Here is a 16550-nt window from a genome sequence, read left to right as displayed (position 1 = left end):
AATAAGAATAATTATATCATTCTTATGGAGTTTACACAGATTATTTTACACTCTCTATAAATTTATACTGCACTTTATAAACTTCTATCAATCAACAGTAGTAGCATTTATTTTACTAATAACATCATTAATTTCCTTAGTTATGTCTTTGTTATCTTTATCATAAAGTTTCATTTCCTTGCCATAGGGAAACTCAGCTTTAACTTCCTTTGGAACAGAGCAGTAAGCTATAAAATATTCTTCATTTGGTATTTTAACGTAATAATCTCTATCATTCATTAGTTTAACTGTTGCATAAGAAATTCTCTTATTGTAATTCTCTCCATAAACAATTAGATAATTTCCCTTATCCGTCTCTACAATCTTATTTTGTAAATATGTGCTTTGCCCTCCCCATGATGCCAAATCAACTTTATATTTATTATTTTTTCCCTTTATAAGTTCTCCATCACCTAAGAATTTAAAATTGCCTATGGCATTAGTGTTCATATAAATAACATATTTTTTATTATCAATATCCACAGCCTGTTCTACCTGAAGATTTTTGGTGTACACTACACCTTTAGGTCTATTTATGAACTGCATCAAAGCATTTTGTATTTCCGCCTTATTATTATCCGCTATTGAATAGGTACTATTATATATAACAACATAACCCATGATGAAAAAAATAATTATACAAGGTGCAATTATAAAAAGTTTTTTACTTAATTTCTTCATTATTACTTCCTCTATTCTAGTATGGTTATACAACTTATAATACATATATTAATTTTAATTGCTTGTACATATCCTATACAAATAAATTAGTTTCACTTATCTTGCATATAAGCTGCATATGGTAAATACAGATCTCAATACTTTCATATAATTTTTCTCTTAGAATCCCTAGAAATCAAAACACCGTTGTGAGTAAAATCAATATAACTATTAATATTATTAGACTTAATACTCCTATTATTGTTGTAACCTTCTGTTTTTTATACACCTTGTCAAATAATGCAGTATCTGCTGGTGCTATATTAAGTTTATTCCATGTAAAAGTAACTTCTTTTTCTTTAATTAATTCTTTAAATCTTTCCTCATCTCTAACTTTATCATAAATAGAATCTTCAATATCTCTTTCGTTTATATCCAGTACTTTTTTCTCTGAAAATAATTTAAAGTTCTTGTAAAATTCATCATATTCTTCCTTCATAAGGCTTATCTCTGCCAAAATCTTATAAGGAGTTTCATCATAGGCATCTAGTTCAATAGCCTTTAATGCATACTCTTTAGCTAGTAAAAAATCCCCCTTTTTTACTAATAAATTTGCATAGTTTATATAAGCGCCACCTCTTTTAGGATTCATTACAAGTGCTTTAGATATATATTCAATAGCTTTGTCGTAATCTCCTAATCCAATATATGCTTTACTAAAATTAACATAAATAGCATCTATAATTTTTTGCCTATAGATCTTATTTCCCTGCATTGCTTTATTCAAACTTTCTATAGCTTTTTCATATTCTTTAGTAGCACAATAATACCAAGCTAAATTACAATTGGTAAGACTGGATTTAGGATTATACTCAACTGCCTTAAAAAAATATTTAGCTGCTAACTCATATTCATTAAGCTTACAATACATCACACCAATATAAGGCATATTAGTAAATGGATCTGGATGTATTTCCAAAGATCTTGATAAATCACTCATAGCTTTGTTAATTTTCTTTTCTTTTAGATAAACTAACCCTCTAAAGGCATAAGGACTATATGGTTTGCGCATGCTGCTGATAAAATGTGAAAATATATTAATAGCTTTCTGGTGCTCACCCTTATTTATATAAGATATTCCTTTATTTAGCGCCTTTGTATTTTGTATAATCTTATAAATCTTTACAACAATAACCGCTAAAATTATAAACCATATAATCATTTTAAACATGGTTACTTTTAGACCCCCTTGTAGAATTCTAAGTAAATTAATTAATGAGTCTATGAACAAATGTAATTGATTTAAAATTAAACATTTCTTCTGTAATATCTTTATTATTTTTATCATAAAATCTTAAACTATTAAATTCCGGAAACATACTTTTGGTATTTTTTGACACAGGTTCATAGGCTATAAAGTACCTTTGCTTTGGAATTTTTATATTGTAATATTTGTTATCCAACTTTATCTTTACATTAGATATCTTTACGTCAGGATTTTCTCCCATAATAATAAAATATTTACCTTTATTTGTAGTTATAACTTCATAGGCAAAATTTCTACTACCACTCATTCCAATTTGTTCAATTCTATATCTTTTACTTATCCCCCTGGTAAGCTCTGCATCGTCAAAATATTGATAGTTATTTATAGAATTCGTATTGATAAGTAAGACATATTTTTTATTATCAATATCTACAGATTGTTTTATCACAATTTCTTTAGTGATTACTGTAGGCTTATTGATAAATCTCATCAAAGCATTTTGTATTTCTACTTTATTATCAGCTATTGTATAAGTATTATTATATATAATAAAATAACCTATAATGCAAAGGATAATTATGCAGGGCACAATTATAAAAAGCTTTTTCCTTAATTTCCTCATTTGTTTCTTCCTCTCCATACACGTTCTAAAATCATTTAGCGATAAGCAGCTGTCATCTCAAGCTTTGAAGCAGAAAAATGAAAAAAGTCTTAAATTTAAGACTTTTTCCATTTTAAAAGGCTTCACATCACCATTCCGTAACCTCTCTCCAATCCTTGCGTGGTCTTTGATGAGGAGTCTGATTTCTATAACCTATGGCCACTGCTGCTGCAAGCTCTTCTTTTCTATCTAACCAACTGCATATTTCTTTGTCACAATAAAATATATCACAAATCCAAAGTGTAGCTAATCCAATATCCTCTGCTGCCAAAATCATATTTTCAATAGCAGCACCTATGGATTGAGTATCTGCAAGCAATTTATGATGGTTATAATCTTTTTCAGTATTAGAAAGAGCATTAAACACTAGAACTACAGTTGATGCCTCTTTAATTGAATTGGCACTAAGTTCAAGACTTCCAAAATCCTTATTCTTTTCCCTATAATCCTTAGCAGCGTTAGTCATGATTTCTACTAATTTGTCCTTTTTATCTCCTTGAAGCACAGCAAATCTCCAAGGCTGACGATTTCTTGCGGAAGGTGCTTTAGTAGCTAATTCCAATAATTTTTCTATAGTTTCTACTGGAATTAAATTACCTTTAAAATTTCGTATACTTCTTCTCTGCTCTATTGTTCTTACAGTATCCATAACACAGACCTCCTTAAATTTTATTTTTAAATTTATATAATTGCATTTTCTTTATCAATGAATCTTACTCAGTTGGAGTTTGTATTCCAACTGAGTTTAGATGAAATATCCAGGGATGTGCTGGTGTTATCTACACATTTTGAATGTGGAGTGTTACAGCAGCTAGTCATCGGATAAATCAACTTAAAATAGAATATCTACTTACAGAATATTTTACTACAATATGTATTTTTATTTTATCATATTTTAGTCAATCACTACTACTTATTAGTTAATAAATTATATGGATTATTTTCTAATTGTTAAATATTTATTTATATTATATGCAATTTCATAGATTTAATTATTGCTTTTCATGAACATATAATATATGTTTAACTCTCATTATATTCAGTTAATAATAAAAATCCCCTTATTTACGCAACAAAAAACCAGGATATAATATCCCGGCAAATATATAGGATTAATGTTTCAATGAAATAGTAACCACCCTAATTATATAACTTTTACCTATAATTGTATATAATTTTTCTAAAACTTTGTTAATAATTATACTATTGTAGACTAAAAATTAATTATTAAAAGCTCTGGGCAGAAACTGACCAGAGCAAAATGTTAAATTTACCTAAGTTTATGAAAAATTTATTCTTCTGTGTATCTACTTTTACATTAACTCAAGCCCTTATATACTATATGCATAAAATATTAAAATTGATTATGCTTACATATTTATTTACAGATACCTAATTCAAACACAGCATCTTGTGTATTTGTGGAATTATCCTTACATTCATATTTTTTTCTCTGCAATAATCAAAAGCAAGCTCTAACTTTTCAGAACTTATAAGCATTTTATCTCCATCCATCATAGGCTGAATATAAATATTCACCTTATGCTTATAAGGCTCAACTACAGCTAGATAATTGTTGAACTCTTCTAAAGTAAAGTTATCATCTACAACTATTTTTATATAAGTTGATATATTGTTTTCCATGCACTCCTTTAGAAATTCACTGTGCTGTGGTATAAAATTTTCTCTATTCCTCAAATAGCTTGCCAGTTTTAAATCCATAGAAACAATATCTACATATTTGGCTATGCTGTGAAGCTCTTCATGTAAAATCCCATTAGTTTCTAAGAATACTTTAGTACTGCAGACTTTCTTAAATTCAGGTAAGAACTCTTTGAAAAAATCTATATTAATTAAGGGTTCTCCACCTGTTAAGCTAATAGAATGAACCCTTTCTTCAGCATCAAGCTCCTTTATAATCTTTATAAGTCCAGATGAATCTAGTGGATTTCTCGATGTTTTATAATCCTTTGAGTCCCAGTTTTTATATACAGTTACTTCCTCGCATTTGTCTATATCTGTATCACAGTAGTTACATTTTATATTGCAACCTATAAATCTCACAAATATCTGCTCATAGCCAACATATTCTGCTTCCCCTTGTATAGATTTAAATATTTCCTTTATATAAGCTTTTTGTGACATCTACTTTCCTCCTTATTTCCCAGATGACTAGCTGCTGTAACTCTCTACTTTTAGTGTGTATAACAGCAATTAGTATCATATTCCCAGATAACCACTTCTAAACTTCACAAGTGAAAATACTCCTACTTCTTATGAATCTAAGAATTCTACTTATCTTTAGTGACAATAACCCAAGAGTCTGGATTTTCAAATACTTTTATAAAGCTAAGTTCTAATCCGTCCTCAAGCTTATTTTCAATCTTTTCATATATAACCCTCCCTATATTTTCTGCTGTAGGAGGAAGTTCTTTGAACTCCTCCAGTTCATTTAAAAATTTATGATCAAATTCATCGCATATATTTTTTAATTCCTTCTTCAAAATAGTAAAGTCAAATAGCATTCCATTCTGTAATTTATTTCCCTTTACCCCCGCTTCCACAAACCAAGTATGTCCATGGATATTTCTACACTTTCCCTGGTATTCTGGTATAAAATGTGCCGCATCAAATTTAACTTTTTTAACTACTTCATAACTAAACATTTTGTTCTCCTTTATATATTTCATATTTAAGATTTTCGCCTTGCCATAACGCTTATCTCAATTATTTATCAATACATTTTTAATTCTTTTACATTGATTATAACAATAAAATAACTAGGGTGCATTACTTTCCCTAGTTATTTTATTGCTTTTAATTTTGCTATATCTGCTTAAGTTTATACTCTTGTTCATGATTTTCATCATTTTTCCATATATTCATATCACTACTTTAATAAATACTCTGAATAAATATTTTACTATTAATATTATATACTGATTCATTAAAATATACAATTTAGAATAAAAAATCTATATTAATAATCTATTTTTGTTACTGGATTCTACTTACCACTCAACTCTACTACATTGGCATCATCTATATAATCTTCTATAATTTTTCTTCCAAGATTAATCCAACTTTTGCATTTATCAAGAATTATAGAGTCGCTTGTAACGATCCTTTCTTTTGTAGCTAAAAAAGCATCTACATGCTGCATAAGCTCTACTTCTGTACTAACATTCCATTTTTCTGCATGCTCTAATATAAATTTCTTAAGCCTCCCAGAGTTTGAAACACCAGCATCAAGGAAAAATTTAGCCTTGGAAATATAGGTATTATTTAATTCTTTTCCTATTAAGTTTAATGCAAAATCCGTTTTATCAATAACGCTATAGGTTCCTCTAAGGCCAGCTAAGTCCCTCATGGTGCCATCATTACACAATACAAGTATGCCTCCTGACAGTGCCACCTCTAATGTAATAATGAGATTAAATCCATCTATGTAAATACAATTATCCCTACAGGAAGCTAATGTAACACATTTCTCTTTTCTACTATTACGTTTTTCGCTTGATGAAGTTGAACGAACAAGGGCATTTCTCTGTCTTAATGAAAACTGATAATGATTGCCTATCATATTCATCACTGATTTGTTATTATATCCTCTATTTAATAACCATTCTAATTCTTCCTGAGCCCTTTGAAGTTTCAGAATAGCTTCTGTTGAAAACCATCTGCTGTCCTGTGGATCAGTGCCTCTTCTTACAGATCTTAATTCCATGTTATTTTCACTTCCCAATTAAAAATTATTTATTATTGATAATATTAATGTAACCATTTTGTTGTAAATATATATTTAAGTAACAAGCCCATTAAATAAAACAGCTGGGGTTCATTCCCCCAGCTGTTTTACTGACTTCAATTTTGCTATATCATAACAATTTTCCTTAGTTATTTTTCTAATTTCTTTTAATTCTTCCAATTCAATATTTATGTCCTTAATTTTACTGATGATTTCAATATAACTGCCAGCATTTTCAGGCTCAAGTTTTTGAATAAATTTATTAGTATCTTCCTGTCTTTTTTTTAAATCTTTTATGTCATCTTTTAAAAAATGCAAGTCTTCTTCAAAATCTTTTATATATTCCTTTAAATCTTTTATATCATTTTTTAATGTTTTAAATTGGATCTTTAAAGTACTTATATCCTCTTCAGCATTTACATGACCCTTTGAATCCTTTATACCATTTTTTAAATTCTTTATTTCATCTTTTAGAATACTTATATTGTCCTTTATATCTTTTACATCACTTTTTAAGACATTCATACCACCGTTTACTTCTTCAATTCTAGAGCGTATTGATTGGGATATACAGAGAACTTCTTTGCCCATTATTTTCACCACCTTTCAACAACACTTAAATCTCCTTAATTCATAGAATTAATTACCATATTATATTTAATAATATACATTGATTAGCTTAAATATGACATTAATGCAAACAAATTATCACATATGTAATACATGATAATTTTTTACCATAACTAAACATAACCTTAATGTAAAATTAACACAATTTATATATAGTTAATTTGGAAATGACTTTCATAAACAGAGTTCTTGTTTCAGGTGGAGTTTTTTTCTCCAGCTGAAACTTAGAAATCGTTATCCAGGGACGTAGCAGCCGTTATACTCTAAAGAGAAAGCGATTCACACCAAATTTAAAATTTGGGCTCTCTGCTTTTCCCACTTTGATAGAAGTTGGGAGTATTACGGATGGTAGTCATCGGATAAATTATATAAGGAGGGTAAATATGAAAATTGACTTTCACTCACATGTTAAATTAGCTAAAAATTCCGACTTTTCAATGGATAATTTTAGAGATATTATTAAAGAGGCTAAGGAGCAAGGACTTACAGCCCTTACTATAACAGAACATTTTAATACATCTAATTTTTCAATGATATACGATACCTTGGATGAATATTATGAATATAAATATGATTATTATGATGTAGAAGGATTGAAAATTTTTACAGGTATGGAGGTAAATATACCAGATAATTATCATATTCTACTCATTGGTAATATAGTTGATATTCGGAGAATACGTGAGGGTCTAAATGGGTATGAGGAAAAGGATGCTTTTATTTCACTGGATAAACTATTTGAATTATGCGATTCTTCTGATATACTAATTATATTAGCTCATCCTTTCAGACATGACCCTTTATGCACTATCAAGCCTAAATTACTTGAAAGATTTAATGCTTTTGATTTGAATGGAAAGGATTTATTTGAATATGGCATTAAAGAAATGACGGCTAAAGTGATGGATTTAGGTGAAAAATATGATATTCCTGTAATTACAGGCAGTGATTCTCATCAGTATCTTCAGCTAGGCAGCCTCATGACTATATTTGATAAAGAATGTGAAACCATTTCAGAAATAAAAAATGAAATAAAAGCTGGAAGATACGAAATATTTATTTCACCTTGCTTAGATATTAAAGTAAAGGCTGCTAGAATAATTAAAAATTTTTTAAAACCACAGCTTGAGGCTCAAAGCTCAAATAATTAGAAATTGATAAAGGATAAATTTCATGGAAAACTTAAACTTAGATTTTAGAGATAAGAAACTTTCAAAGAATAATGAAAAAATCGCCAATTATATCATAAATAAATTGGATTCAATTCCTTTTATGGTTGAAAAAGATTTAGCTGAGGCATGCAACGTAAGTATTTCAACCATATCTCGTTTTTGGGAAACTATTAACTTTAAGAATTTCAGAGAATTTAAGGACTTTTTGAGGCAGGAAACTTCCTTTTCCCCTGCTGATAAAATAAAAACTGCTTTTGACAAAATTACTGACAATAAAGTAATTTCGGATATTATGCTTTCAAGTTCAAATTATATCAAGCAGACAGTTGATAAATTAGATACTAAAAATTTTCAAAATGTGATAACAGCCATAAATCAATGCAGCACATTACACATTTATGCATCTTCATCTTCAGCATGCTTATCATCTCTGCTAGAGTTCAGATTAAAACGTTTTGACATTGACGTAAAAGTACTTGCAAGAAGTGGTCATGAGTTATTTGAAGATTTAATACATATAAAAAAGAATGATGTTATTATTATTTTTGGTTTTACCCAAGAATCTCCAGAGATAAAGGTTTTATTTGATTTTGCTAATAATATTGGCTGCAAAACTGTTTTAATTACAGATCTAATGGTAAGTTCCATGATTGATAATGCAACATTTTATTTTTATACAGCTCGTGGTGAGTTATGGGAATTTCATTCTATGCTTGCCCCTCTAGCATTGGTAGAAAGTATTATTGTATCAGTAGGTAAAGCCCGAGAAGAAAAATCACTTGATAAATTAAAAAAATTGCAAGAATTGAGAGATACCTATGAAAAATTGTTACCTAAAAAAGTATAAGTAATCATAAGGAATTAATTTCTTATAAATGAAAAGATTGTACAAAAAAAGATACTGATAGTAAAAAGCACTATGGAATTCATATTAAATTGATTTCATAGTGCTTTTATTATTATATTTAACCAAAAGTAGTACGATTTCCAATATGCAGAATAGTTATAAAAAATACTGCTACTATAATTGAGGCATATGCAGCCCAAGCTATTTTATCCTCACTAGTGGTACGGTGCACCTCAAAGGCACTTCGAGTCTTATAGGCTCCGAAGGCTCTGGAGTCTGCCACCATTGCCATAACATCGGTTCCACGAAGAGATCCTACAATAAGAGGAACTGTAATCAGTGGCAATGCTGTTGCAAGACGCTTTACATACACCACTAAGCCATTAAAATCCCACCAGTGCTGCGGCTTTGTAAAACTATATCCTCGCACCTCCATTGACTGCATAAGAATAGATAGACGTTCAAACATTTCTGGAAGGAAACGCAATCCTACTGAAATGGCAAATCCCATTTTAACAGGCATTTTCAGTTTCATGCAAGCCCAGACAATTTCTGACTGATCTGTGGTAAATATAAGCAGCAGCGATGCAGATACTGTTACAAGAAAACGTCCTGCTTGCTCAGCACCATACTGTAATCCCAATGTGGATAAACCTGCTGTTCCCACCCAACTTATAGTCCAAGGAAAAGCATATACAAGCTCATTAGCTCGACCTGTAAAAAATAATCCAGCTTGCCATATTTCTCCTAAAGCTGGTACAAATGTCATATTAAATAATATCTTCAGGCGGCTTCCTGAAGGTCTTACCAACACCCATGGTATTAAAGTCACTGCAAACAAAGCATATACCCAGTTCCAGTTTAAAAATATTGATAGCACACCCATAGTTACTGGATAGAGGACTTTAATTCTTGGATCCAATCGATGTATGATAGTATTCTTACCATCATAAGCAAACATATTTCTAAGTCCCTTTAATCCCACCATTTTAATAAACAAAATTGGAATCATAAGTGGAACACCATATACTATTATATAGGCAACAATAGTTCTTCCTAATAAATTATGTAAGAAAAAATCTGTCATATTAAGAGCACCTCCTATCTTTTGAATTACTTATAACATTAAGAAACTCAGATACATTTAAGGTAACCTCTGTTGCTGTTTTATCCGTTAATAGCCAGTGAAGATAAGCTACTGGTGGTGGTATTACCTGACAATCCTCCAGGCGATCAACCTGGGCAAATACTCTTTCTGGTCGATCATTTAATATCAGATGTCCTTCATTGAGCACAACTACACGATCTGTGTATTTTGCCACAGCACGCATATCATGAGTAATCATAAGATATGTCAAATTTTGACTTCTTCGAATATTGTCTAAAAATTCCAGAAACATCCTGGCATGGCCTTCGTCCTGACCTGTAGTTGGCTCATCCAAAATAAGAGCTTTAGGATTGGCTGAAAGCAAAGATATTAAAGCCAATCTCTGCCTTTGCCCTAGACTGAGCTTATAAGGATTGGTTTTCAAGCGATTAGACAAATCAATGAGTTCAGCCAACTGTAACTCAGTATAAGTATTGTTACATTTTTTCCTATTGCCATAAATCCTGCCAAAGGCAATTTCTTTTTCCACTGTATCAGTAAATAACATATGATCAGCAGATTGAAAGAGATATCCTATGTTCTCAGCCTGTTTTGAGATATTACCATATTTTACAGGTTTCCCACAACAAAAAATCTCTCCTGCGGTAGGAGCATTAAATCCCATAGCTAAAGCTGCTAAAGATGTCTTACCTGATCCATTAGAACCAACTAAAGATACCCATTCATTTTCATATACATCTAAATTTGCTCCTTTAAGTACAGAATTTTCATCATAAGTAAGATTTACATCTTTCCATTTAAGCATAGGAGTCCCTCGTTGCACGCGATCTCTTGTAAGCAAAGAATCTGTCAGTGCAGTTGAATATTTTGTACCAATCAGTGCATCTGCTGCTTCCTCAACAGTAAGTGCAACTTCTCCTGCAAAAGCATCTGGCAAAGCATAACTTATTTGCACTACCTCAGGAACAGAAACCCCTAACCTATTCCATAATTCAATATTTCTAAATGCATTGCGAGTAGATTCATCTACTACTATATGTCCACTTTCCATCAGCAGAACTCGATCTACCCATTTTATAACCTCATCAATCTTATGTTCAATAAGAATAATTGTCATACCAAGTTCTTTATTAAGACGACGAAGCACCTGTAAAACTTCCTGTGTTCCCTTTGGATCAAGGGCTGAGGTTGGTTCATCCAAAACAAGCACCTTCTGTTTCATAGCTAAAGCTGCTGCAATTGCCACACGTTGCTTCTGACCGCCTGAAAGTGTAGTTATTGGCGCTTTTCTAAATTTGTCTGCACCTGTAAAATGCAGTGCTTGATTGATACGCCTGCTAATCTCCTCTGGATCAAGATTAAGATTTTCAGGTCCAAAGGCAATTTCCATTTCAACATTGTAATTAATTAACTGATTGTCAGGATTTTGAAAAACCATACCTACCTGCTGCGATGCTTCATGAAGTTCCATTTTAGATAAATTCTGTTTTCCAAGATAAACTTCCCCTGTGATTTTGCCAGGCACTCTAGAAGGAATAAGACTAGATATAGCAAGCCCCAAAGTTGACTTTCCACATCCAGAAGGACCTGCTAACAATACAAACTGTCCTGCTGGAATATCTAATTTTATGTTATTTAAAGCGCCTTGTTTATCTCCCGGGTAACGAAAAGACAGGTTATTTATATGAATATCCACTATTTTAATCACCTCATATCTTCTCAATTATTATTTAAACTTTGAACTCTTAGTAGTCAATTATACTTCCAGTCCTCTATTTGTATCATCATCTATTTCAGTTAATCTTACTTAGTGAAAGTTTTTACTTCCACTAAGTAAGATGAATTACCCACGGATGTGTGGCTGTCATCTCCAATATGTAAATGACTTTCACAAAATGCGGTAGAGTATTGCAGCGGCCAGCCATAGAATAAAAAGTATATTTACTTAAGTTTTTAGAGCTTTATGCTTGTATTCCTTTATTTTGCTCATCATCTATTTCATTTATTGCATTTAAAGATTTTGCTACTTGAATAACTAATGGAATCAATATGACAGCCACGATAGAAACACCTATAATATGCGACCCAACATCATTAATTACACTCAAAACTGTAGTAACTTTACCATGAATAACTGGAGATCCAATTATAGGTTTATAGAAATCTGCCGGTATTTCCTTAAGAAGACAAAGAAGTATAGCATCTACGAAAAGGAGTTTCGGCTGCAGCAAGGCTTTACCTCTACGACTAATCAAGTACAATTCTACAAACAATCCTTGGAAAATTGCAACTGGCCAATCCAGTGGGTTAATTCCGCTGCCACCGTAAATAAGCTGCTCCAGTACGTACTTTATGAAGAATATGGCAATAATAGCACCTGGCTTTCTAACTAAAACAACAGCAAGCAGGAAGAAAAACCAAAGAGGGAAATCTTTTAGGTGTAAAAAGTCTACAGCACCTCCGATAAAAGGTATAGATTTGAATACTGGTCCAAGTAGTCTGTCATTAACTACACTATTAAATACCATGAGAATTACACTAAGAATTGCAAGAGTTATTATATCCTTTGTAGTCCAGCGTGTAGACTCTCCGTCCTTACCTGGTCTTTCCCAAATATATATTAGTGCGGCTACCTCAAACACCCAAGTTAGTAGCATAAGCGTTATTGCAACAGGAAATGGAAATTTAATTTTACTGAACAAAAAATCATGCATAATAATCCTCCTAAGTTAAACTGTTTTATAACAAGTTTATTCTTTTTACTAAGATTTAATAAATTATTAACGTACCTAAATTTTTATAAGCATTGAATTTAAGTCTATCTTAAAAGACGGAAGTTAGGAAAATATCATCGACATAATAGAATTGAAACTTAGTATAATTGCAAACTTCAAGATGTAATTTACGAAACAATATTTTTGCTGAAAATTATTATAATTTCTATGACCCTCCTTTTACTTTACTATGCTTTAAAGTTTATACAAGCTGTGTTAATTTCACATTAAGATTGTGTTGGGGTTTAGTAAAAAAATTGCAATTACTATAAAAATGATAATTTATTTTCATTTTTACAATAATTACTTTAATCTACTATTTATTGGTCTATATAATTAAATTTATATATAATTATTTGATATAAAATTTTACCCGTTACTTATTAAATAATTGCCTTCTCTTTTTCTAGCCACTGTGACCATAGCACTTCAAAATTTGTTTCACAATTATCCACACAATAATCATAGAATTTAGCAATAAAATCAATACGTTCAATAGCTGCTTTACGCTTGGATAAATCCTTATGAGCAATATTATTTCTAAAATCCTTACCCCCTATTAAAGCCTGTCTAGTTAATATGTCCTCTAAGCTTACATAATTAGCATTTCGAAGAATATCATAAAGAGTTATAAATGTACTAGCCCTTCCTGATCCCCCGCGGCAATGAAAGTGCAGCCATTGTCCTTGTGGAACAATTTTTACAAATTCTATAAATCGATCAATTTCACTATCAGATGGTCTATGATGGTCAGTTACATAAAAACGCATATATTCACAGCCTTCTGATTTAACCATTTCTTCTTCTGATTGTACTATTTTAGGATCACTTATTGTATCAGGTACACAGGCTGACTTACCCTTCACTTCACCAAAAATAATAGACTTTGAGGAAATTAGTTCATTCAATAAATTTCTTTCTCTCACTTTAATTTCATCTGGACTTAGACCCATATTAGCCGCATTTTTTTCTCCATACCAACTAATAGCCATATCATTCACATATCCATGACTTTCCTGGCGCACATCTACAATTGTGATAGCTGGATTCCCAACAATATCTTTTATCAACTGCAGTCCCTTTCTAGAAAATCTACCACTTGCAGAGGCTTGTAATTCTTCTAAACCACTTAAGTCCGGAAGTTCCTCAGTTTCCAGGTCCAATGGCGCTTTAGTAGTACGGAATCTCTTAGGGAATTCATATGCATTAACTGTATCAACAATAGGATATAGCTTCACCAAATTTTCCATTTACTCTTACCTCCATCTTAAAAATTACATTAATGAAACTCTTATTAAAGCTTATACATATTGTGTTAATTTCCCATTAAGATTAGGTTGGAATTTGGTAAAAATTTTGCAATTATAGTTTATATGATAATTTATTTGCATTTTTATATTTCTAGTATGCATATATAACTTATTTTGATAATCAAGATAATGATAAAAATAGTTCTAAATATCAGTATTTTTGATACTTAGAACTCGTTATGCTCCTATAGTAAATCGTTATCCATGGACGCGGCTAATCTTTACTTCTGCTTTCACAGAACACAGTTGAAATATTACCCCTCAAATAAAGACTGTAAGTTTTTTAAATCTTCAATACTATTAAAATGTATTGTTTCAAATCCCAATTTCTTTGCCCCTTCAATATTTACAGCTATATCATCAATAAATATTGATTCCTCAGGATGAATTTCATATCTTTCTACCAATCTTTTATAGATATCTTCTTCAGGCTTTAATGCCTTTTCCTCATAGGACACAACTCCACCATCAAAGTATTTAAAAAATTCATATCTTTTAGTTACACTTTCAAAGGACAGCATATGAAAATTAGATAAATAATATATTTTATACCCTTTGTCCTTTAATTTTTTCAAGGCTATTACGGTATCCTCAATAGGCGTAAACATTTCATACCAATTGCACATGACGAATTTTATAAGTTCCACATTTCCATTGCTTCTGCTGCATATTCTGTCTATAGCTTCTTCTTCAGTAATTACACCTCTATCCAGCATAGGCCATTCCTCACTTAAAAATATTTCCTCAAAAATCTCTTGAATCTTTTCTTCATCATCAAATTTTGTACGTAAATACTCTACAGGCTTAAAGTCTAGCAATACATTGCCTAAATCAAAAATAATGTTATTAATCAATTACATTCACCTCATATTATTTTTCTAAGACATAAAGCCCCTTAAAATTTCATTTTAATTTAAGCTTTATCTTTTTTTAATTAATATTTTTACCCTGAAATATGTCTTTTTAAGAATTCATAATTATACTTTATTAATTTATGTGAATTACGATTAACATATAGTTGTTCTATATAATTTTTATCAAATTCATACTTTTTTGCTTCAGCTATATTTTTTATTATATTTTCAATATCTTTTCCTGAAAGTTCTTTTTTACCTGCTAGATAAGTTGAATAATAAGGATGGCAATTATAAATTCCTGAAATATAATGAGCCACAGAATATCCCCAGTAATTTTCTTTATAAATCACACTTAGGAAATTATCTATTATATCTAATAAAGGCTCTATTTTATATTCCTTATTAAAATTTTTTATTAAATAATCAGCAAACAATTCTGTATTTAAGTTTCCTGCTGCCCTTCCCATTCCATAGACTGAAGAGTCAATTATTAATTCTCTGTTACTGGATCTTTTTGCTAATGCTATTGCGTTAGAATAAGCCAGTTGAAGATTGTTATGTGCATGGAATCCTAATTTCACATCACTTTTTAGATTATTATCTATCAATGAAGCAAATCTCAAAACATCATCGCTTTGCATAGCCCCAAAGGTATCTACTATATAGAACGCATAAATATCAATTTCATTAAATGCTTTTATTAATTCTAACAATTCCTTATCTGTATAACACAAAGTCAACATGGGTTGCAGAAAAACCTTAAACCCTTTTGCAATTATCTTTCTTACATCTTCAGCAGCTGTCTTCCACTGTTCTTTGCTGAAGGTTAATCTTATACCAAAAATATTAGAATTGTATTCAATATCATCTATATCGAAATCACCTAAGTCCAGCATAATAACATATTTAGCATCATTATCATTTATTATGTTATTGATACATTCAATATTATTAAACATAGTTGTATCTTTACATTTACCATTTTTTTTATTGATGTATCCAAGCTCTATATATTCAATTTTAGATTTTCTTAAAGAGTCAATCAGATTTATAGATATTTCATCCGAAAAACTCCAATCATTTACATATCCACCGTCTCTAAGTGTGCAGTCCAAAACATTTATGTTTGCCAATAGAATCACCTCTATAATTTATTTAGTGTTCTCAAGTCATATTTGTTGTCACTAATTTTTTCTTATTTAAATTTATAAATTAGTAACAATCATAGCTAGAAACTCAATATAATAATTATTGTTTTCTGACTATTCTCACACTATATAAAGTATATAAGATTGTAACAACCGTTACAAGATATTGTATGTTAATTATGTGTTAAATGGTCTTATATGGAAATTTATATATGAAATTAATCCTAAATTTACTTGGATAAGCAATCCAGCAAATTATTAATACCGTTTAACTCTTTTTTGAAGCAAGTTCTTAATTCAGGTGGGGATTCTTTTACCCCATCTGAATT

At 30.4% G+C, this 16550-nt stretch carries 16 protein-coding genes; 2 read left to right on the top strand and 14 right to left on the bottom strand.

What is annotated here, in order from left to right:
- Window positions 1–87: 87 nt before the first annotated feature.
- The 8 genes from ABF633_RS19340 to ABF633_RS19305 form a co-directional block, all read right to left on the bottom strand.
- Window positions 88–720, bottom strand: coding sequence for a hypothetical protein (locus tag ABF633_RS19340; RefSeq protein WP_415526112.1), 633 nt, complete (start codon window positions 718–720; stop codon window positions 88–90).
- Window positions 721–895: 175 nt separating this feature from the next.
- On the bottom strand, window positions 896–1930 hold the full coding sequence (locus ABF633_RS19335) for a tetratricopeptide repeat protein (protein WP_415526110.1): 1035 nt from the start codon (window positions 1928–1930) through the stop codon (window positions 896–898).
- Window positions 1931–1967: 37 nt separating this feature from the next.
- On the bottom strand, window positions 1968–2588 hold the full coding sequence (locus tag ABF633_RS19330; RefSeq protein WP_415526108.1) for a hypothetical protein: 621 nt from the start codon (window positions 2586–2588) through the stop codon (window positions 1968–1970).
- A 127-nt stretch (window positions 2589–2715) separates the two neighbouring features.
- On the bottom strand, window positions 2716–3276 hold the full coding sequence (locus tag ABF633_RS19325; protein ID WP_415526106.1) for a nitroreductase family protein: 561 nt from the start codon (window positions 3274–3276) through the stop codon (window positions 2716–2718).
- A gap of 743 nt (window positions 3277–4019) precedes the next feature.
- Window positions 4020–4772: a 7-carboxy-7-deazaguanine synthase QueE gene (locus ABF633_RS19320; RefSeq protein WP_415526104.1), complete on the bottom strand. Its 753-nt coding sequence runs from the start codon at window positions 4770–4772 to the stop codon at window positions 4020–4022.
- Between the two features lie 146 nt (window positions 4773–4918).
- Window positions 4919–5293, bottom strand: a complete 375-nt coding sequence (queD, locus tag ABF633_RS19315; protein ID WP_015614051.1) for a 6-carboxytetrahydropterin synthase QueD — start codon at window positions 5291–5293, stop codon at window positions 4919–4921.
- A 341-nt stretch (window positions 5294–5634) separates the two neighbouring features.
- The gene (locus ABF633_RS19310) at window positions 5635–6354 is read right to left on the bottom strand and encodes a DUF434 domain-containing protein (protein ID WP_415526101.1); all 720 of its coding nucleotides are present in this window, start codon (window positions 6352–6354) and stop codon (window positions 5635–5637) included.
- Window positions 6355–6465: 111 nt separating this feature from the next.
- A complete protein-coding gene (locus ABF633_RS19305; protein ID WP_415526099.1) occupies window positions 6466–6966 on the bottom strand; it encodes a coiled-coil domain-containing protein in 501 nt (166 codons plus the stop codon).
- A 422-nt stretch (window positions 6967–7388) separates the two neighbouring features.
- Between ABF633_RS19305 and ABF633_RS19300 the strand changes: the two genes are divergently transcribed.
- Together ABF633_RS19300 and ABF633_RS19295 are read left to right on the top strand one after the other, a co-directional pair.
- Window positions 7389–8156, top strand: coding sequence for a PHP domain-containing protein (locus ABF633_RS19300; RefSeq protein ID WP_415526097.1), 768 nt, complete (start codon window positions 7389–7391; stop codon window positions 8154–8156).
- Window positions 8157–8178: 22 nt separating this feature from the next.
- Window positions 8179–9024, top strand: coding sequence for a MurR/RpiR family transcriptional regulator (locus ABF633_RS19295; RefSeq protein ID WP_415526095.1), 846 nt, complete (start codon window positions 8179–8181; stop codon window positions 9022–9024).
- A 118-nt stretch (window positions 9025–9142) separates the two neighbouring features.
- On the opposite strand, the gene ABF633_RS19290 is transcribed toward ABF633_RS19295, so the two are convergent.
- The 6 genes from ABF633_RS19290 to ABF633_RS19265 all read right to left on the bottom strand — a co-directional run bounded on the left by ABF633_RS19290 (window position 9143) and on the right by ABF633_RS19265 (window position 16215).
- Window positions 9143–10111 (bottom strand): energy-coupling factor transporter transmembrane component T family protein, encoded by a 969-nt coding sequence (locus ABF633_RS19290; RefSeq protein WP_415526093.1) that lies wholly within the window; start codon window positions 10109–10111, stop codon window positions 9143–9145.
- 1 nt (window position 10112) lies between these two features.
- Window positions 10113–11828 carry an ABC transporter ATP-binding protein gene (locus tag ABF633_RS19285; protein ID WP_415526091.1) on the bottom strand — a complete coding sequence of 572 codons (1716 nt, stop codon included), beginning with the start codon at window positions 11826–11828 and terminating at the stop codon, window positions 10113–10115.
- Window positions 11829–12093: 265 nt separating this feature from the next.
- Entirely contained in the window at window positions 12094–12846 is a 753-nt protein-coding gene (locus ABF633_RS19280) for a hypothetical protein (protein ID WP_415526089.1), read from the bottom strand.
- A 443-nt stretch (window positions 12847–13289) separates the two neighbouring features.
- Window positions 13290–14156, bottom strand: coding sequence for a protein tyrosine phosphatase (locus tag ABF633_RS19275; protein ID WP_415526087.1), 867 nt, complete (start codon window positions 14154–14156; stop codon window positions 13290–13292).
- A gap of 314 nt (window positions 14157–14470) precedes the next feature.
- A complete protein-coding gene (locus ABF633_RS19270; RefSeq protein ID WP_415526085.1) occupies window positions 14471–15070 on the bottom strand; it encodes an HAD family hydrolase in 600 nt (199 codons plus the stop codon).
- Window positions 15071–15159: 89 nt separating this feature from the next.
- A complete protein-coding gene (locus ABF633_RS19265) occupies window positions 15160–16215 on the bottom strand; it encodes an aldolase catalytic domain-containing protein (RefSeq protein WP_415526083.1) in 1056 nt (351 codons plus the stop codon).
- Window positions 16216–16550 lie beyond the last annotated feature (335 nt).

The sequence above is a fragment of the Clostridium sp. genome (genome assembly GCF_047718555.1).
In the GTDB taxonomy this organism is placed as follows: domain Bacteria; phylum Bacillota; class Clostridia; order Clostridiales; family Clostridiaceae; genus Clostridium_I.
Note: the sequence above shows the minus strand (reverse complement) of the source record. Positions and strands in the feature narration are given on the sequence as shown.